Source organism: Pseudoalteromonas sp. SCSIO 43101 (assembly GCF_023650775.1).
Lineage (GTDB): Bacteria > Pseudomonadota > Gammaproteobacteria > Enterobacterales > Alteromonadaceae > Pseudoalteromonas > Pseudoalteromonas apostichopi.
This window is the reverse complement of sequence record NZ_CP072673.1, coordinates 1,222,836-1,243,016: the sequence shown is the minus strand read 5'-3', so window position 1 is coordinate 1,243,016 and position 20,181 is coordinate 1,222,836. Positions and strand designations below refer to the sequence as shown.

Sequence of the window (20,181 nt, the reverse complement as noted above, 5' to 3'; positions counted from 1 at the left end):
ATGAGAATGATACGCTAACTCCCTGCAACTGGGTAGTCTATTGTAAACAATTTTGGACAAATAACTTAATTAGTCGGGTACTTGGTCCATTCTCCACCATCTAATTGGATGTAAGGCTGCCCTTTTATATACATCATTACCGTATCTTCATTCTCGGCGACCTTGGCTGAAGTTGGTAAATTATCAAGCACTCGGTTAATGGGTACCGTACCTGTGAACAAGTCAAGCTTCATCGTATTGTTGATTAACTCTGACAGTGAAAAATAACTCATTGTTTCATCAACGACATTCAGCCCATCATGCTTTATATCAGGACCGATGAATTTAACCGCAGTTGGCACTGAAACTATTGAAGGGCTCGGAATTTCGCGCAAACCAGAGAATTGTAGTTTATCACCCTGTAAGGCAGCCCCATGTTCCGGCACAACCACCAGCATTACATTTCGACCTTGCGCTTTTAACTCAGTTATAAACTTATCGATGTCATTAAATAAGCGCTGTTGTCTAAGCGGATAGCTTTCAAAGCTATTCATACGTTCACGACCAGCAAGTTGATTGCCATCGTGTAAGCTAATGGTGTTGTAATAAAGAGCCCTAGGCTGCTCACTCGAACCTTGCTTTTTCAACCAATTAGTGAGTATATCCGCATCAGAATAAATCGGTTTACCATCGAAGCCATATTGCGCAGCACTAAATTTGCTAAAATCCAGTTTTGGCACAGAGACACCACCGTATTGCCTGATCAAACCTATAAAGTCATCAAAATGTCCATCGTGGTTAAGAGCCACACTGGTTTTATAGCCAAGCTCAGCAAGGTTAGTGAATAGCTGACATTGCTCATCAACAGGTTTAAATAGTTGCTCTTGACTTGTTTGCCCGCAACTTGCTCGTAATAAACGAATTGCCGCAGGGCCACTGTACGACGTTGCTGAGTTAAATTGGCTAAACAGAATATCAAAATCAGCAAATAAGTTACGTGGCTCAACACCTATCGCTTTTAAATCAGCCGTCGCTAAAGAGCAAATATTTAGCACAACAACATCAAATGGCTGGCCATTAAATACGTCAGGAAACTGGCTTTGTAGTAAATTCTGTTGCTGGTAAAAGTCTTGTAACTGTTGATCCGGTGTCTTTTGTTTTGCTGTATCAGAAACTAAAACGGGTACTTGTTTTTTTGTAGTTTGGCTATTAGTTGCCACTTGAGGCATAACCTCATTACCGGTAGCGACTCCCCCTAACCAATACGCATAAACAAAGCCGATGATTGATATACTGGTATAGCGCAACCATTTTACAGTTAACCAATAAAAAACCACCAAAGTGAAAAGTGCCAACACCATATCAAGACTGATGACACGCGCTGTAATTTCAAAAAAATAGTCAATACTGAAATCTTGTACATTACCGGCTTGCTTAGTGAGCCGAGAAATTGGAGGTAACCACGAATCGTAATATAACAAGGCCGCACCTACCACCACACTCACAGCGTGTTTAAAACGAGACAACCATATATGTTGAAAAGAGATAGCTAGAAAAGCAAAAAATGCTAAGTTTGCAATTAAATCAAAAGAAATGTCACCTCGGCTATACAGAACAAACTTAACTAAAAAGTATAAATTCCAAACACCTAATCCTGAAAGCCTCACTTGTTATCCTTCTTGTGTCGTTTTGGCGTATAAGGGGTTAATAATACATGCCTAAATGTTAGTTTTCGGTAGAGCACTACTGCTTTATTAAACAATGCCTTACCTATATTACTCAATAAAATACCGATAAGCATTGCAACAATAAAAGTGATAAAAAACTGATTTAAGCTCATGATAGATCACCTTTTAAGGTCACTTTTACTGGCTCGGATATTGGTCGAATCACTTTTTTGAATTCCGGTGTCTCTGTATTTAAAGTCGCTATATCTGAACCTTTTGCATCAAAAATATAACTCACATTTTCTTGTAATTGTTGAGTAAAATCAGTTATTTCAACATTTGCAAAATTACGTTGTATACGGCGACATTCTTGCTGAATATAAAAATGATCGGCAATGACATTTTTAGACATAAAAAAGTCACTCACCTGTAATTTAAATAAATGCTTAATCGCACTTTCTACATCATGCTCTCGACAAGCATGCAGATATAGATAAATCGAGCCATCTGCAAAACTAAAAATATCTCCTTCACGTTTCACATGAAATAAATGCAATGGGTGTATAGCATCAATGCGAGGTAAAAGCTCTAGCATAACAAGCACCCCACTTACACCAAGATTTGCCGCAGAATCGCTATGCTTGGTAACCTGCTGTGCAAACTTGGTGATTGGTAGATAGCCTTTTGCTAAGGTATTTTCACTGTATTTCAGAACATCATCAATTGATTTAGGGAGTGGTCTTGAAAATTGAAATCCTTGAATTGACTGAATTTGTGATAGCAAACGCGAAGGCTCAGAATAACTATATAAAATAAGGTTAACCCCTAAAGTTAAAAATAAGCACTCGTCCTGATGACGAATTATGCCATCAACATTTTGAATTACTAATTTCAGTCGGCGACCACATTTCTTTCGAAGAGAGAAACAATCTTTGGCTAACGCTTTTAAATCAGTGTATCGGGTAACTGCAAAAACTAACGTCGCTGATTTTTTGGTAAGCCCTTTAGAAAAAAGAGCATCATTATCGGCCTTGTTGATCAAATACAGCTCTCTAACAAACTCACTTAACTTACTGATATTTAGGCAGACCAAGGGTGTTGATCTTATTTAGCGCCTTCACTTTGATCATCGCTTCAACCAGCTGGCGATTGTAATCACGCGCATTTAGCTTAGCCCCCATCAACTGTTTAAAACGGTACATCGCTGTTTCTGCTAATGAGCGCACATGATATCCACTGAGCTTTTTCCATTGTGCGATTCCTAACTTATTGCACAACATGACAGCCTCATTGCGTGGATGCTTATCAGTCCACAGCCGTGCATTCTCTCTCGGCGGGATAGCAGGTATCGCGCCTTTTTCAGTAATTTCTGCATAGCAGCGGCGGCTATCATAAGCACCATCAGCGCTCACTCTATCTATACGCCGGCGTAATGGTCTTATCAAATCTTGGAGGGTCTCGCCGTCGGTGACGTTACTGAGCGTCATTTGCGCCCCCACAATATCATGCGTGTTGGCATCCACCGCAAGGTGCAGTTTTCGCCACTTTTTTCTTGCCTTTACGTGGTGCTTCTGTGCATGCCATTCACCTTCGCCAAACACCTTAAGTCCTGTGCTATCAACTACAATATCTACAAATCCAGTGGTGCGGACTTTACTGCGAAATTTAATATTCAACTCAGCACTGCGCTTACACAGACAACTGTAGGTTGGGGCTTCAAGCGGAAGCTTCATCAAAGATAATACCGATTGTGTGAACCCTTGTAGTGCCCTGAACGACAAGCCAAAGACAGCTTTGAGTGTTAAGCAAGTTTCAATAGCAAGATCAGAGAAATGATTAGAGCGGCCACGCCCACCGTGAGTACATTCGTTATACCAATGACGCGTTGCTTTTTCGTCAAACCAGAAGCGAATATTACCGCGGTTAACGAGGGCTTGATTATAGTGAGACCAGTTTGTGATTTTGCTCATTGTTGTTGCACGGGCTAGTAGGATATAGATGATCTGATCACAGGCTGGCAAGATAGTTCAAACTTTTAGGAAACAACGCCATCATTATCATCAATTATTTTATAAAACACGGGTAGCTTTGTACCCTCAGGTACAGCACTCTGAGTTAGCCATACCTCGTCTTCATCAAAGTCTTGCTCCGTTGCTTGCGACTTATCATCAGCCTCTTGCTCTACCTCAACTAATGCAAGTTGACCATCATGAAGCTGTAAATTAACCGAACGCCCAGCGATAACTCCTTCTTTATGACACCAATAATCATACTCAAGAGTGCGAATTGATGCCTCTTGAGTTATATAAATAAGGCCATCAAAGAAACGGTTTAAGGCTAATAACTGACGTCTCAATTCACTGACATAAGCACCTGACATTAAAAACACTAAAGTGACATTTTTTGATTGTGACAAAGCAACATAGAGCTTGAGTTTTTCACCAAGCTGCTGTTCGTTCAAAGAGACTAAATGTTCTGAATCGACATGCACGATAACCGTACTGTTTTTCAGTTGCTCATACTGTTTTATTTCGTTAATAACACCACGGGAAAAATGCAAACTTTTTGATACATTCTCATTATGATGTAAATGGAATGGGTGCAGCACCTTTTGTTCGAACAAGGTAAATAATAACTCGCTTCCCTCTCCTTCGAAAAATAATTCGACTTGTTCAGAAAGCAAAAAAACAGAGTCTTTATGATTGGTTAAAAGATGCCTTGTTAACTCTAATAGCTGATTATCTAGCGGGGCAAGTAAAGCATAGTTTGCGCCTCGCTTTAGCTCAGAGAAAGCTCCGTTTAGTCCTGTAATATTTAAATGAGGCACCAACAAACCCTTAAAAAAGATACTTTAGTACTAGTTTTAAACGCTATTCTATATATAATGCAGATTATGTCCATGGATCGTGAACATTTTTAAGCTAATTTTTCTCATAACGGTTTTTTAGATGAATGACTTTGCAGTAAAAAATTCACACACCTTAACTCAATACGATATTGAAAAGCTGTTACGACAATTTGGCGGCAAGGAAACGGATTATGTTGAAATTGTTGATGTTGAAAAAAATCGCAAAACGATTGAAAAGTACCCTTTGCTTAACGATATTGCACTAGCGACCAAAGAAGCCCTGCGCACAGAAAAAATTAACAAAAACGCAATAAAGAATCATAAATGAAACGAGTTTTCTTGAAAGGTATTAAGGGTGGAACAGGTACAACATCTATTGTGGCCAACCTTGCTTGTGCTTTGAGAAAATCAAATGTGCCTGTGTATGCCATCGATTTAGACCCAAAGAGCGACTTAGGCCTACATCTTGGTCTTGCGTGGGAGCATCAGCTAGGCTGGAGTGATTACCCAAACTTTGCCTCTGCATGTGAGCAGTTTCACCAAGATAACGATGGCGTAAAGTTTTTACCCTATGGCAGCCGTTCGAACTTAGGGTTAGACTTTTCATGTATTATAGAGAGTTGTCAGCAGCTTAATGACAGCGATGACAGCTGGTTTTTATTTGACTGCCCAGCCCATGTTGATGTGCACCGCTATTCGCTAAATGAAGACGATATATTCCTTGAGATTATTAATTGTGATGCAATTTGTCACAGTTTTGCTTTCAAACGTTTAAACACTCTAAAGCAGGCTGAATCATCATGGCAGCATTATTTTTTAACCAATAAATATAATTCAGCCTCTGAGCTTGAATCAGATTTATTGCAGCTTTGGCAAACTGAATTACCATTAATTGCACCTTTATATATCAATAGAGATGAAGTTATCAAAGAAGCCACTGCGTTTCGTAATGTGGCAATTAATTGTGCGCCATATAGCGTTGCCAATGACGATTTTGAAACGCTAGCTGGTTGGCTTGTAAGCCGTGCGAGTCAGAATGAGTAATAATACAAGTTCAAACGGGGTTTCGCATCGCCTGCTCAAGGGCCTTTTAAGTTTGTTTTTAACGAAACAACTTGTGCGCTTTGTATTTATTAAATTTTATAGTTATTACAATCAGCATAAAATGAGCTTGTTGGGTGCGTTTTTACTTCCTTTCTTTGTACTTTTTTTGTCATTATTTATTAAATTAGATAACAATAAAAAACGTGAACTAAAGCTTAAACTTAAACGCTTATACCCTCATGTTTCACAACCTGTTTTGACACCGACTAACTGCATTCGGATCGTATTGCAAAGTGTGTACCTTGCGCTTTTCAACACCACCACAACCTCACAACAACAAATAGCCGCGGAGCAGCGTAAATCTTGGCGTAAAATCACGCGATCAGCCCGCTTATTAAGACTTGCAGATAATAAGTTAGTTCGCTCTTTTAAAGGGCTTTGGTTAATTGCAAGAGATCAAACAAATACTAACTCATATAAAACACTAACCCGCTCTTCACTTTGGAAAAACAGCACATTAAAAGTCGCGTTTTTCACTTTCATTGTTTTTGCCGTAGCTATATTTGTGACTGTACCATTTAGTATTGAAGCACAAGCGGTGTTTATTAGTTTAATTTTAATTGTTGCTTACTCACTTAGACGCGTTGAAGGGAAAATAGCCACTATTGTGATGATCATCCTTTCTGTGACAACCTCTACACGTTATCTATGGTGGCGCTACACTGACACTCTTAACTGGGGTGACCCTTTAGCCCTTACCCTAGGGATTGGTTTGCTGCTTGCTGAAAGTTACGCTTGGTTAGTACTAATATTAGGCTTTTTCCAAACCATCAATCCTTTAAACCGTAAACCAATCGCTTTAGATCAAAACACAGTAAACTGGCCAACAGTTGATATTTATATTCCTACTTATAATGAGCCGCTTGATGTTGTTAAACCGACTACAATCGCCGCGCAAAGTATTGATTGGCCTGCAGATAAGCTTAACATTTATATTTTAGATGATGGTAAGCGCCCTGAATTTGCCGAATTCGCAAAGCAAATTGGTGTTGGTTATTTAACTCGCCCTGATAACAACCATGCCAAAGCCGGTAACATGAACCATGCGATGAAAGTAACTAATGGCGACTACATTGCTATTTTTGACTGTGACCATATCCCTGCTCGCTCATTTTTACAAATGACTATGGGGCAATTTATTAATGACAGTAAAGTGTGTTTAGTACAAACACCTCACCACTTTTTCTCTGCCGATCCGTTTGAACGCAACCTAAAAAACCATCGTAAAATCCCAAATGAAAATATGCTGTTCTATGGCTTAATCCAAGATGGTAATGATATGTGGGATGCGACCTTCTTTTGTGGTTCTTGTGCTGTTTTAAGACGCAGTGCCCTTGAAGAAATTGGTGGTTTTGCCGTAGAAACAGTCACAGAAGATGCCCACACTGCTTTGAGAATGCAGCGCGCTGGCTACAAAACAACATATATTAATATTCCGCAAGCTGCCGGCCTTGCCACTGACAGTTTATCTGCCCACGTTGGTCAGCGTATTCGCTGGGCACGCGGCATGGCACAAATATTCCGATTAGATAACCCACTGCTTGGTAAAGGCTTAAATATTGCCCAGCGGTTATGCTACTTAAACGCCATGCTGCACTTTTTATCGGGTATCCCGCGTATTGTGTTCTTAACAGCGCCACTGGCATTAATTTATTTTAATGCGCAAATTATCTATGCACCGTTTGTTGCCATCTTTCTTTATATTGTACCGACCTTATTACAAGTAAAAATAACCAATTCCCGAATTCAAGGTAAGTACCGCTATTCATTTTGGGGCGAAGTTTATGAGTCAGTACTTGCTTGGTATATCTTAAAACCCACCACAGTTGCGCTTATCAATCCGAATAAGGGCAAATTTAACGTGACTGAAAAAGGTGGTTTAAACAAACAAGATCACTACGACTGGACGATTTCAAAGCCCTATATCATCTTGTTACTTGTTAACGTGTTGGGTATGGCCTATGGCGTGTTCAGATTGTTCTTTGGTGACAGCTCACAAATAGGTGTACTGGTCATTAGCATGTTATGGGCAAGCTATAACGTGATAATTCTAGGTGCAGCTGTGGCCGTTGCCGCTGAAGCGAAACAAGTGCGCAGCTCACATCGTATAAAAGCAAACTTCCCTGCAGCCATTCGTCTGGCTAATGGCCGTACCATTAAAGTTAAAATTACTGATTACTCAAACAATGGTGTTGGTCTGGAAACTGAACATACCCATCTTTGCCGTGTAAACGATAAGGTAGAGCTGTTAATGAGTCGTGGCTTAAAGCAGCTTTCATTTCCAACTTATATCTGTAACACCCGCGATAAGCAGCTGGGTCTTACCCTAAGAGATTTAGATTTAGAAAAACAAAAAGCCTTTATTCAATGCACTTTCTCACGTGCCGATGCTTGGCTTGATTGGCAAGAGAACTTTAAACACGATAAGCCTTCATACAGTTTTTCTCACGTTTTTTATACCAGCCTAAAAGGCTTTAAGAACTTGATTTTCCATGCTCCAAATGAATTAAGACCAGTGATTTCCTTTGTATCAAGGGTCTTGTACTTTGTGGCGTCATTATTACCTAAAAAACCAACAAAAGTACTAAAAACATCATGATAAAAACTATTTTGACCTTGTTATTAGCTGTTGTCACACTCAGCACATCTAATTGGGCGATAAGTGCTGAGCCTCTCCCTAATAAAGCTATTTTTGATGATGGTTACCCTGAACAAGCGCCAATTGAAACCATGACATTAAGCTTTGAAAAGCTTGGTTTAAGCAAGTTTAAACTTGATGGTATTAGCAACAGTACGCGTGTTGATTTTACGAATCGCTTAGATAAGCTAGGTAAAAAGCTAACCCTAGACTTTTCATACACATCGTCACCATCACTTCTTGCCCGAGTGTCACATTTAAAGATTTTCTTAAATGAAAACTTAGTAACAGTGTTACCTTTTGATAAGAAAGACTCTCCAATTGGCAAAGTGTCTGAGCAGAGTGTTGTACTTAATCCTAAGTTGATTAAAGACTTCAACCAAATACGTTTTGAACTAGTAGGTTATTACGACATGGTTTGTCAAGATGGCTACAGTGACACAATATGGGCCGAGCTTAGTAAAAGCAGCCGTATTTCTATTGACCGTCAGTCACTAGCTCTAGAAAGCTTACTTGAGTATTTCCCTGCGCCATTTTTTGATTCACGTGATTACAGCAGACTAACCTTACCATTTGTTTTTGCATCACAACCGGATGAAAATACGCTAGAAGCAGCTGCAGCGCTATCAAGCTTTTTTGGCGCACAAGCAAAATGGCGCAAAGCGCAATTCCCTGTACAAATCAATGCAACACCAACAGAGCATAGTGTCGTCTTTGCAACAAACGACAACAAACCTGATTTTTTATTGAATTACCCAGATGTTGAAAAACCAACTGTAGAAATTATCAGCAGCCCGACTCAGCGCTACGCCAAAATACTTCTGGTTTTAGGTAAAGACACAGCACAATTAAAAGAAGCCGTTGTTGGTTTAGTCTTTGGCTATAAAGTGATGACAGGTCGCAGTGCGACTATTGATGCAATTAGCAACTTACCACTTAGAGAAGCTTATGATGCGCCACTGTGGGTGCGTTCTGATCGCGCAGTGAGCTTTGATGAGTTTATTGAATACCCAACCCAACTTCAGTCAGAGGGTTATCGCGGTCTGCCAGTTCGTTTAGATTTACGCTTTGCACCAGATTTATTCACTTGGCGTGAAAACGGTATTCCTATTACTTTGAATTACCGCAACACACCAGTTGAGAAAAACATGTTGTCGCGTTTAAATATGCTGATAAACGATAAATTTGTGGATGGCTTTATTCTTGATAATGAAGGTGGTAAGACTATTACAACCAATACCTTATTGCCTCTACTTTCAGATTACAACCCAACAAAAACTCGCCAAGATTTTGAATTAACAGGCCTTGATTTAACAACTAAGAATCAACTAACTTATGATTTTAATTTTGCAGTAGTAAAAACAGGTGAGTGTAGTGCCATTCCTGCCGGTGGTGAGTTTGGTGCAATTGATGGCAGCTCAACGATTGATGTAAGTGACTTCCATCACTACATTGCCATGCCAAACTTACGCGCTTTTGCAAATGGTGGTTTTCCATTCACCAAATATGCCGATTTACACCAAAGTACTTTAGTAATGGAAGCTAACAGCTCAGTTAATGCGATTAGCTTATTACTTAACTTCACAGGTCATTTAGGCGCTATTACTGGCTATCCTGCGCACCGTTTAGACATTCAATTTCCAAGCAACCAATTTGCGCTAAAAGATAAAGACATTATTATCATTGGTAAGCCTGATTCTTTCTTAACATCGCTTGCCAAAGACAGCGCGTTAAGTGTGCTGTTCAACAACAACCAACGCATTGTCGATCAAGCTATCTACAATGGTGCATATGACACCAAAGGCGCTGAAAAAATTAAAGTAAACATAAGTAGCATTGGTCGTTTAGCCGTGATGTCAGGATTCCAGTCACCGTTCGATTCAGACCGCTCAGTAGTTTCTTTGATTGCCAGTAATGAAAGTGCTTATGCACTACTAACTGATGCCCTATTAAATGAAGAAAAAACGGTTCAAATTACAGGTAGTTCAGCAATTATTAATAGCCAAGGCATCAAAACGATTAAAACCGATGAGCAGTATTTTGTCGGTCACGTGCCTATTCATACGCTCATTTGGTTTCACTTTTCAGACCGTCCAGTACTGTTAGCGATTTTATCGCTACTAACACTATTACTTATTTCATTTATGTTGTGGCGAGTGCTCGCACTACTAACCAAAAAACGTTTATCTGAAGGAGATAAAGCATAATGAAAACTATCGCTTCTTTATTATTCGTTTTTATTTATTCTACCAATGCATTGGCTCAGTTAAGTTGTAGTACATGGCCGCAGTGGAATAACTTTAAAACTCACTTCATTACACCCGAAGGACGAGTGATTGATTTAGGCAGTGAATACAGCATCACCACTTCAGAGGGGCAATCTTATGCGCTATTCTTTGCTTTACTTGCAAATGATAAAGCCAGCTTTGATAAATTACTTGAATGGACCGAAGTGCACCTTTCTGAAGGTGATTTAAGCACCCGTTTACCAGCATGGCAATGGGGAATAAAGCAAAACCAAGGACAAATCCTTGATTCAAATCCAGCGTCTGATTCAGATTTATGGATTGCTTATAGCCTTTCACAAGCCGCAATATTATGGAATGAAAGACGCTATGCAGTGCTCAGCTCAGTACTTGCTGAGCGCATCATTCGTGAAGAAACAGCGCAGATACCAAACCTCGGTCTGACTCTATTACCTGGGCCAACAGGTTTTGAAAAAGACAATAGCTGGAAATTAAATCCAAGCTATGCACCGCTATTTATATTTGCGCAATTTGCGCACCTATACCCGCACTCGCCTTGGCAAACATTAAACGATAACTCTGCGCAGTTATTAATAGATACAGCACCAAAAAGCGTGAGCCCTGATTGGGTTAATTACAGCGTGGAAAAAGGCTTTTATCATGATAAAAGCGCCCCTGCTACAGGTAGTTACAATGCTATCCGCGTCTACCTTTGGGCCAGTATGATGGCAGAAGATGCCCCCTATAAAAATGCCCTTACACAGCAGTTTAAACCTTTTGTTGATAGCATCGTCTCTTCAGGCAAAGTGCCACTTGAAACCAATGCGCTAACGGGAAAAACATCAGGCAACGCCCCAAGTGGCTTTATTGCGGCATTACTACCACTGCTTGCAGAAGATAATGCTTCACAAACTGTCACTGCGCTACAGCAGCAAATCATGATGGATAAACGCTTTACCACCAGCCGCTATTACGACAGCGTATTGTATTTATTTGCTAATAGCGCCCTGAATAAGCGTTTTAGTATTGATAAAAAAGGAACATTAACAACTAACTGGAGCAATGAATGCCGATAAAGTGGCTACTTGCAGCAGTTTTAGCGAGCTCCAGTGCATCCGCAGCAAATAACAAGGACCTTAATAGTCAATCAATTGATTGGTTAATTAGCCAAATACAACTTGGTGAAATCGAGCGCGATAATCAATTAATGAGCGACAGCTTAGAAAAACTGCAAAGCATTGCACCTAAAAATACTCAAGTGCAATGCGCCGAGGTGCGCGTTTTATATAGTCTAAAAGAAAATGACAAAGCCAATGCTCGGTTAGGAGAGCTTAGTAATCTGTCGCATCCGTGCGTAACAAGCTTAATCATGCTCGCACGCGTAAATAATCAAGACAAAGAAGCGGTTCAACAAGCCAGACTTCGTGCCAGGGCCGGACAATACAGTGACGCGGTAAAAATCTACAATCGGCTATTTAAATCCGCCTACCCTAATATTGAATATGAGCTGGAGCACATAAACTGGCTTGCTCAAGATCCAAATCAATATCAGCAAGCACTGCGCGGTTATCGTTCTTTACTAAAACGCTACCCAAATAGTGGCCGTTTTGAGCTTGCCTATGCAAGACATCTGTTAAAGCAAAACCCAACAAATAAAGAAGCCATTGCATTACTGATCCATTATGCTCACAGTAACCAATATGGTGTTGAAGCTGAGTTTGCGTGGCTTGCAGCCCTTGAGGATATGCCGCTTAATAAACAAACTGAACGCGAATATCAGCGTTACTTTGCTGCTTACCCAAAAAGCAGTAAAGGTCAGTTGCAATTTAGTGACTTTAAAAAAGCACATTTAGCTGAGCAAAAGAAACAAGCCGATCCAGCTTACCAAACATGGCTTAAAGGCAGCACTGAGCTTGAAAAACGCCATTTTAATACAGCTGAAAAACTATTTAAAAAAGCTCTACAAGGCCGACCTCAAGACCCTGAAATATACAATAGTCTTGGGTTATTAAATCTTAGACAAGGTAGAAATGCCAAAGCGTACCAGTACTTTAAAAAAGCCCAACAATATAGTATCGATACAAATCGTATTACTGTATTTATAGGTTTGGCCAATACCGCACGTTTTTGGCAATACATAGATGAAGCTAAATCGGCCATCAATAGCAATGAATTGAAACGTGCAGGTCTCAAACTTGATTTAGCTGATACCTTAAATGAAGACCCGAATACCGTGTTGTTTTACCGCGCAGAACTTGCCAAGCAAGCTGGGCAATACCAAAACGCGATGAATTTCTATAAGCAAGTGCTAAAAGACGATCCCTTGCAACAGGCTACCTTGAGCGCCATGCTCGAATTAACTGCCTCAGATGATAATTATGCTCGTAGTCATCGTTTTTATAACAGCTTAAATCAACAACAACAGGCATTGATTACTGAAGATTACACGCTATTACAAACACAACAATTGCGAGCCAGCGCTGATGACCTTACTGCCAAAGGTAAGCTAGATGAAGCAGTTGATGTGTTACTTTTGGCAATCAAACAAAGCCCTCGTCAAAGTTGGCTCTATTATGACCTTGCAAATTTATACCAACAACAAGGTTTGGTTGATCATGCCAAAGCTCTTTATAAAAAAACCTTGTGGCAATTTCCGTTAGATGCAGAGCTACGCTATAGCCATGCTTTATTTTTACGTTCGTTGAATGATTTTCAAGGAGCATTGGCAACCTTAGATTACATTCCAAATAACGCGCGTACTGAACAAATCAATGTACTCACAGAGCAATTGAGCATCAATACCAAGCTTGAAAGACTCTCTGCCAATAATACAGCCACTAATAAGGCCACGGTGATTTATAAGCTCACCGAGTTAGAAGCACAACCATTAACGCCTTTAATGCAAGCAGAGCTTGCCAGCCAATGGCAGCAAATTAATGAGCAACAATATGCGATTAGGCAGCTGAAAAAAGCCCTAATTCGTGATCCAAGCTTGAGTCCTTATTGGCATATGACCTATGCAGCTTGGCTTATTGAAAGCGACGATAAAAATGCCTCTGATATCTGGTTTGCTGACTATCAACTGCCGAGTAACGCAACCGATGCTGAGCAGTCACAATGGCTAGCACTGCAAATAAACTATATTAATCGCTTTAGCGATAGTAACCAAAGAGTTACCAAGCTGTCTGCCCTTGCATCACAATACCCTGATAACTCAGAACTGTCAGAAGCATTAATCAATGCTCATATCGAGCAAGGCAATAGTAACGAAGCTATTACTCGCTTTGAGCAGCACATCGCTAAAGGTCAAACAGTGTCAACAGATACCGCTTTGGCTATTGCAACACTTGCTCGTCAGCAGCAAAGAGATGATCTAGCAGATCGCATCATTGCTGGGCAAATTAATCAAGTTTCGAGTGAGCAAAGCTATCGTCAGCAGCAATTAATGGCTGCACTTGAACCATTTGAAGATACTCAGAGCGCAATAAATCTAGCTGAGCAATTGCTGGCTAAATCCAACAATAACCAAGAGCTCTATTATCAAGCTGCTGCGGTTGCACAAGCTAAGCACCAGAATAAGCTTGCTCAAAGCTGGTACCGTGCGGCAGTTGACCCATACGCTGCTACGAGCAACTTAAGTGATGAGCAGAACTATGAGCTTTATGCCCTTGATGAAAATGAAGCGTGGTATGTCAATAATGCTAAGCGCCAATTGCAAGGCATCGAGCGAGATGAGCAAGCGTATATTACCGCCGCAATCAACTTAAGTAGCCAAACCAGTACGCAAAATGAGTCAACCCTCGGCGCTGGTGCAAGCCCTATTGAAGCAGGTTTCCCTTTGTGGGGTGGCACAGGGATTGTGAAATTAGACCCGATGACAATATCAAGCCAAGAAACCCGCTTTGATGAAACCTTTGCTGGTAGTCGCTATGGTCAAGGGGCCCTCTGTATTTTTGATTGCCCACTTTTAAGTATAAAACCAAAGCAACAAGGTATGGATATTGGCCTTGCTTGGCAAAACGAGCAATGGCGCATTGATGTTGGTACTACTCCACTTGGCTTTCTAGTCGAAGATATCGTGTGGGGCGTTAATTACAAAGGTGATTTAGGCGACTTTGGTTATGGCGTCACGTTTAATAAACGCCCAGTAACTAGCTCTGTATTATCTTACGCCGGACTTGAAGATGTCTTTACCAACCAAGTATGGGGTGGCGTTAGAGCAACGCAATTACAACTTAGCCTATCCCATGACCTAGGCCTAGACTGGGGTTTTTGGGGCAGCACCAACTATCAAATCTTGCAAGGTAAAAATGTAAAAGACAACCAAAGCTACAGCCTAATGGGTGGTAGTTACTATCGCTATATTCGCGAAAGAAACGCCGAATTAAGCCTAGGTCTTAACTTATTACACTGGTCATATAAGTATAATTTAAGTGAAGAAACCTGGGGACATGGTGGCTATTACAGTCCGCAAAACTACTTGGGTGCTTCTTTACCTGTTATTTTTGATAAACGGGTTGGTCATAATTTTATTTATAGGCTTCGTGCTGGGGTATCTTGGTCTACCACTACCACTGACGACATCGCATTTTTCCCGAACGACCCTATTTTGCAAGGCCAAGCAGAAGCTCAAACAGCCGTAACAGGTGTTGTGCCATACTTTGAGGGCGATACCAGCAGCGGCTTATCGTATAACTTAGGGGCAAGTTTTGAGTATCGATTCACTCCTCATTGGTTCTTTGGTGGTTACTTCAACCTAGATAGAGCCGATTTTTACGAACCGAATTACGCTCAGCTGTACTTCCGTTATTACTTTAATCCGGTGTATAGCGAGCTGGCATTCCCTGGGAAACCTGTTGTGCCTTATGCAAGCTACTAACCATCGCATCCCAAGGGGCAAGTGTCGCAAGATCTTCCCCTCACCATAAGGTCTATGTATACTGTAGCGCACTTGTAGCTAGGATAAGGGTGTGTCTCTTACCTTCAAGTTTAAAACTTGAGCAACAAACCATTATCTTAGCTGCATCAAAAAACATGGCCGCCCGTTCACTAAATAAATACATAGAACGACCAAAGCAAAAACAATAAGGCCTCAAATAAAAACTTAGAGTTAGGAAGTAAATATGAGTTCATTACCAAAAGCAGGTGACTTTTTAGGGCATCCTAAAGGGTTGTTCCTGTTGTTCGGCACAGAAATGTGGGAACGTTTCGGTTATTACGGCATGCGCGCCATCTTAGTTTTATACTTAGTAGCGCTTGTTCAAGAAGGTGGTTTTGGTTGGTCAAATGCAGACGCATTAAGCCTTTATGGTACCTTCACAATGGCTGTATACATTACACCACTGTTTGGTGGTTGGTTAGCCGATAACGTATTGGGGCAACGTAAAGCAATTATCCTTGGTGGTTTATTAATGGCTGCTGGCCACTTCACTATGGGTATTCCGCACAGCTACTTAGCTGGCCAAGAAGAAAACGTATTCTATATTGGTTTAACCCTTCTTTGTATTGGTAACGGTTTATTCAAGCCAAACATCTCAACCATGGTTGGCGATTTATATAAAGAAGGTGACCAACGTCGTGATGGCGCATTTACTATCTTTTACATGGGTATCAACTTAGGTGGTGCATTAGGTCCTCTAGTTGCGGGTTATGCTGCTGCAGCAATGGGCTGGCAATGGGGTTTCATCGTAGCTGGTGTAGGTATGGTTTTATCTGTACTTTTACAGCTTGCATTAAGCAACAAATACTTAGGCAACATCGGTGTTGTACCTTCAGCTAAGCTTTCTCAAGCGCAGTCTGAATCAAATACTAAAGAGCCATTAACTAAAGTTGAAACTGACCGTATTAAAGTTATCTTCACTATGAGTGTATTCAGCATCATCTTCTGGATGGGCTTTGAACAAGCGGGTGGTTTAATGAACCTTTTCGCTAACGATTACACTGACCGTATGTTACTTGGTTTTGAAGTGCCTGCTTCTTGGTTCCAGTCATTAAACTCAATTTTCATCATTGTATTTGCACCTTTAGTTGCCATTATTTGGTTAAAGCTTGATAAACGTGAACCAAATTCACCAGTTAAGTTTGCTATTGCACTTATTTTCTTAGCACTTGGTTTCATTACTATGATCCTGGCGCTTATGACACAAGGTCAAGGTGAGCACCTACAAATCAGCATGATGTGGTTAGTATTATTCTACTTATTCCACACGCTAGGTGAGTTGTGTTTATCTCCAATTGGCTTATCTATGGTGAGTAAACTTGCACCACTACGTTTAGCTTCAATGCTTATGGGTATCTGGTTCCTATGTACTGCGGTTGCAAACAAGATTGCAGGTTTCGTAGGTTCATTCCTAGGTGAAGGTGAAGAAGCGTTAGACAACGCGATGGGTATCTTCATTGGTTTAGGCGCAACTGCGGTTCTTTCTGCTGTTATCATGTACTTACTAAGCGACAAACTTGTAGCTTGGATGCACGGTGCTGAAGGCCAACACGAGCCACAAACTACTGAGCACATCCTAGCTGAAGAGCTAGAAGTGACAGCTGAAAAGCAATAATATTTATTCCCCGTAGCGCCCGCTGCGGGGAATTTCTCTCTCCCCTATTCCCTCTGCGCCCTTAAAACTGATACTATATTCTTATACTAATTTGGTATGGCAAAGGAACTGAGTAAGTGCGCTCTAACACTCAACTACTGGTCATTATTCTGACTAGCTTATTACTGACAGCATGTGGTGGCGATAAAACAACAAAAGAAGTCGCAGCAGCTCCTGATCAGTCTGGTTTAATTATTTCTGTTGAAAATGGTTTATCGGCTGAATTTGCACAGGGCGATGTCACACTTAATGCAATAAGTAACACGGTTACAACAGACACCACATTTACTTACACTGAGACAAGCGCTTCAAGCACAGATATAGAGCAAGGTATTGTCTCGAGCATTCATACCTTTCGCCCCAATAACCTGATATTTGCTGAGCCATTAAGTTTAGCGATTAAGTTACCAAATGAACAAACCAACCTTGCCTTTAGCATAGTGCAGTTAGTCGATGAGCAATGGCAAACTCTCACTACTGAACAAAGCGATGATGGATTTGCAGTCAGTGCTATCACAGAATTTGGTAGCTTTGCTTTAATTTCTCGCACCATTCCTTCGGTTAGTAAAACCATTGGCGAGCAATGTAATGACACAGCCAGTAACCAAACTGTACGCTTTATTCATGTTGCTGATTTACACGCGCGCTTTGGCTTTAAAGAGCAATTATTCAGCCGTATTCGCAGTTACTACGACAATGCAAAACTTGAAAACCCTAACACCTTATTCACCAATGGCGGTGACGATTATGAAAAAGGCACTGTAGCTGAACAAACCTCACAAGGGTTAGCCACAGTCGAAGCAATAAAAGCAATGGCCTTTGACGTACGAGTGATTGGTAACCACGACTATGCGTGGGGACCTGAGCAACTGCTGGACTTTGCCGATGACGATAATGCCATCGTGCTTTCAAGTAATACCGAATATGATGGTAGCAGCGATACGCCATTTGCCGGTGTCGATTTTTCAGTTGTCCAAGTTGGTTGTCTTCGAATTGGCTTTTTTGGTATGACTTCAGTGCCTTGGAATGAACTTGATGATCCTATCGAAGAGGAACCGATCCCTGATTTTATCGCTAATTTCAAAATGAATTGGCAGTGGCAAGAAGTGGCTGAGCAGATTGTTAACCAATACCGTCAAGATGTTGATTACATGGTCATGGTGAGTCACTTAGGTGAAGGCACTGACACCCGTATTGCACAAAATGTTGCAGGAATTGATTTAGTACTTGGTGGACATACCCATGGCGGTGAAAGCTATCAAACCTTAGATAACGGCAGCATTGTCATTCAGCCAAACTTTTTTGCTCAAGGGCTAACTGATCTTACCTTAACCTTTAACCTTGATGACAACACGCTTGCAGATGTTGATTACAATACCGTAGCAACAACCAGCATTACGACCCGAGATGAAAGCACTAAAGCCGCCATTGATGAAATCATGGGTCGCTATGCCCCAGATGCAAATACCGAAATTGCCGTTTCAGAAAATTACCCCACTGCAGAAGAACTCACGACGATTACTGCCAAAGCTGCCATGCAGCAGTTCCCTGCTATTGATGCGGCCTTGCTTGATGCAAGCCAAGTACAAGATCGCTGGCTACCAGGAACGTTAACCCAAGAAGACTTCCATGCCGCGTTTAAGGTTGAACGCCAACCATCGAATACCCCGGGCTTTAATTCAATTTATCAAGTCGCGGTGACTGGCAGCCAATTAAAAAACATGCTCGAAAGCCGACCTGAATGGGTCTCTTTAGTGCCTGATAACATTAATGATGTAAGTAATTACCACGTAGCTCTATTTAAAGGCCCAGCGCTTAATAGCGAATTATTCTTCCCAGCTCTGCCAAACTTAGAAGCGCAATTGGTCGCTGAAAGTTGGTGGCTGCTTGATAATTACGCACGAGCACGCACCAGCCAATGTTTATATCTCGATACCGATAACACGCTTAATGCGTGTAAAACGGATGATGCAGTCACTGTATGGAATTTTAATAATCCTGAGCAAGGGTTTAGCAGTGACTTTGGCCCTGCAACACTCAGCTTTTATGACCCTGAAGACAAAAACTGGGGGCCAGAGAATAGCCAATTTGCGACCACCACTGAACTTGAAATTACTGATTTACCAAGTGGAGCCTCTGGCGTGTTGTCCTTTGCTCGTCATAGCCCAACACAAGGCTTAACCTTAACGGCTAATAGTGCTGCTAATGGTGATTATCAAACAGAAGGCCTTATCGCTGATTACACCTTAGTGATGGATATTATGTGGCCAGAACAAAGCACCAATGAGTGGCGCTCATTACTACAAACCGATATCACTAATAGTGATGACGCAGACCTTTACGTCAGCCGAGATAACGCCATCGGTATTGCTACCAGTGATAGCGGTTACTTTGGCGAGCTTACAGCAAACAGCTGGCACCGTATTGCTTTTGTGTTTTATGCTGCTCCAAACAATGGTGCACTAAAAATTTATCTTGATGGCGAGCTAATTGGTATTAAAGATGAAGGTGAAATCAATGAGCGCTGGGCAATAAACAATGCGGCCTTACTTTTAACCGATAATGACTACGAAACTAAGCCGGGTTACTTAAACGCCTTGTTATTTGCAGGTCGTGCGATGACTGATGCCGAGATTGCCAATATGGGTGCTGCCCAGCAACAACTTAATTTTACGCAATCAACCCGTACCTTAAACCAAGTAGTTGAGCGTCATTATCAAGCTGCACCACAAATTATGAATAACCCTTGGTTACAACAACGCAGCAAGTTTTTTAACAAAGCGCGCCAAACCGTAAACTAAACTATACAATCGCCTTAATAAAAAAGGCCGTTTCAGGCCTTTTTTATTGCCTGAAAAACGCTGAAATTTACTATTAAATACATATAGATAACCATAAAGATGGTTAACCTCTTTTAGTCAACCTAGTGGCTTACTCACTGCCTTTGTTAGGGCAATTGCTGAAATTAAAATCATTGTCCCATTTAATTTACAAAGAAGGCTTTAGCTAAATAGTGCTGGGATCTTCCCCTTATCGAATTTCTGGTTAATCATCCGCTCATTACAGAACAATAATTCTTTTTTAGCGCAGTGCTTATAATTGCGGG

11 protein-coding genes and 1 pseudogene are annotated in these 20,181 nt (G+C 41.0%); 8 read left to right on the top strand and 4 right to left on the bottom strand.

The window, feature by feature from the left end; genetic code table 11:
• Positions 1-65: 65 nt before the first annotated feature.
• The 4 genes and pseudogenes from bcsG to J8Z25_RS05820 all read right to left on the bottom strand — a co-directional run bounded on the left by bcsG (position 66) and on the right by J8Z25_RS05820 (position 4,473).
• Positions 66-1,646: a cellulose biosynthesis protein BcsG gene (gene bcsG / locus J8Z25_RS05835; RefSeq protein ID WP_178926760.1), complete on the bottom strand. Its 1,581-nt coding sequence runs from the start codon at positions 1,644-1,646 to the stop codon at positions 66-68.
• A 169-nt stretch (positions 1,647-1,815) separates the two neighbouring features.
• Positions 1,816-2,673: pseudogene (gene bcsE / locus J8Z25_RS05830) on the bottom strand (cellulose biosynthesis protein BcsE); the annotation flags it as partial.
• A gap of 43 nt (positions 2,674-2,716) precedes the next feature.
• Positions 2,717-3,616, bottom strand: a complete 900-nt coding sequence (locus J8Z25_RS05825) for an IS5 family transposase (RefSeq protein WP_250661049.1) — start codon at positions 3,614-3,616, stop codon at positions 2,717-2,719.
• Positions 3,617-3,681: 65 nt separating this feature from the next.
• A complete protein-coding gene (locus tag J8Z25_RS05820) occupies positions 3,682-4,473 on the bottom strand; it encodes a BcsE family c-di-GMP-binding protein (RefSeq protein WP_250661820.1) in 792 nt (263 codons plus the stop codon).
• 121 nt (positions 4,474-4,594) lie between these two features.
• On the opposite strand from J8Z25_RS05820, the gene bcsR reads away from it, so the two are divergent.
• From bcsR to J8Z25_RS05780, 8 genes are all read left to right on the top strand, one after another.
• A complete protein-coding gene (bcsR, locus tag J8Z25_RS05815; protein ID WP_178926758.1) occupies positions 4,595-4,822 on the top strand; it encodes a BcsR/BcsP family cellulose biosynthesis protein in 228 nt (75 codons plus the stop codon).
• Complete coding sequence (gene bcsQ, locus J8Z25_RS05810) at positions 4,819-5,538, top strand: cellulose biosynthesis protein BcsQ (RefSeq protein WP_178926757.1); 720 nt, start codon at positions 4,819-4,821, stop codon at positions 5,536-5,538. The genes bcsR and bcsQ overlap by 4 nt, the downstream gene beginning before the upstream one ends.
• Positions 5,531-8,197, top strand: coding sequence for a UDP-forming cellulose synthase catalytic subunit (gene bcsA / locus J8Z25_RS05805; RefSeq protein ID WP_250661819.1), 2,667 nt, complete (start codon positions 5,531-5,533; stop codon positions 8,195-8,197). Before bcsQ ends, bcsA begins: the two co-directional genes overlap by 8 nt.
• The gene (gene bcsB, locus J8Z25_RS05800) at positions 8,194-10,443 is read left to right on the top strand and encodes a cellulose biosynthesis cyclic di-GMP-binding regulatory protein BcsB (RefSeq protein ID WP_250661818.1); all 2,250 of its coding nucleotides are present in this window, start codon (positions 8,194-8,196) and stop codon (positions 10,441-10,443) included. The genes bcsA and bcsB overlap by 4 nt, the downstream gene beginning before the upstream one ends.
• Positions 10,443-11,558: a cellulose synthase complex periplasmic endoglucanase BcsZ gene (gene bcsZ / locus J8Z25_RS05795; RefSeq protein ID WP_250661817.1), complete on the top strand. Its 1,116-nt coding sequence runs from the start codon at positions 10,443-10,445 to the stop codon at positions 11,556-11,558. Before bcsB ends, bcsZ begins: the two co-directional genes overlap by 1 nt.
• Positions 11,549-15,361, top strand: coding sequence for a cellulose synthase subunit BcsC-related outer membrane protein (locus tag J8Z25_RS05790; RefSeq protein ID WP_250661816.1), 3,813 nt, complete (start codon positions 11,549-11,551; stop codon positions 15,359-15,361). Before bcsZ ends, J8Z25_RS05790 begins: the two co-directional genes overlap by 10 nt.
• 244 nt (positions 15,362-15,605) lie before the next feature.
• The gene (locus J8Z25_RS05785) at positions 15,606-17,036 is read left to right on the top strand and encodes a peptide MFS transporter (protein WP_130051948.1); all 1,431 of its coding nucleotides are present in this window, start codon (positions 15,606-15,608) and stop codon (positions 17,034-17,036) included.
• Between the two features lie 116 nt (positions 17,037-17,152).
• Positions 17,153-19,876, top strand: a complete 2,724-nt coding sequence (locus tag J8Z25_RS05780) for a metallophosphoesterase (RefSeq protein WP_250661815.1) — start codon at positions 17,153-17,155, stop codon at positions 19,874-19,876.
• Positions 19,877-20,181 lie beyond the last annotated feature (305 nt).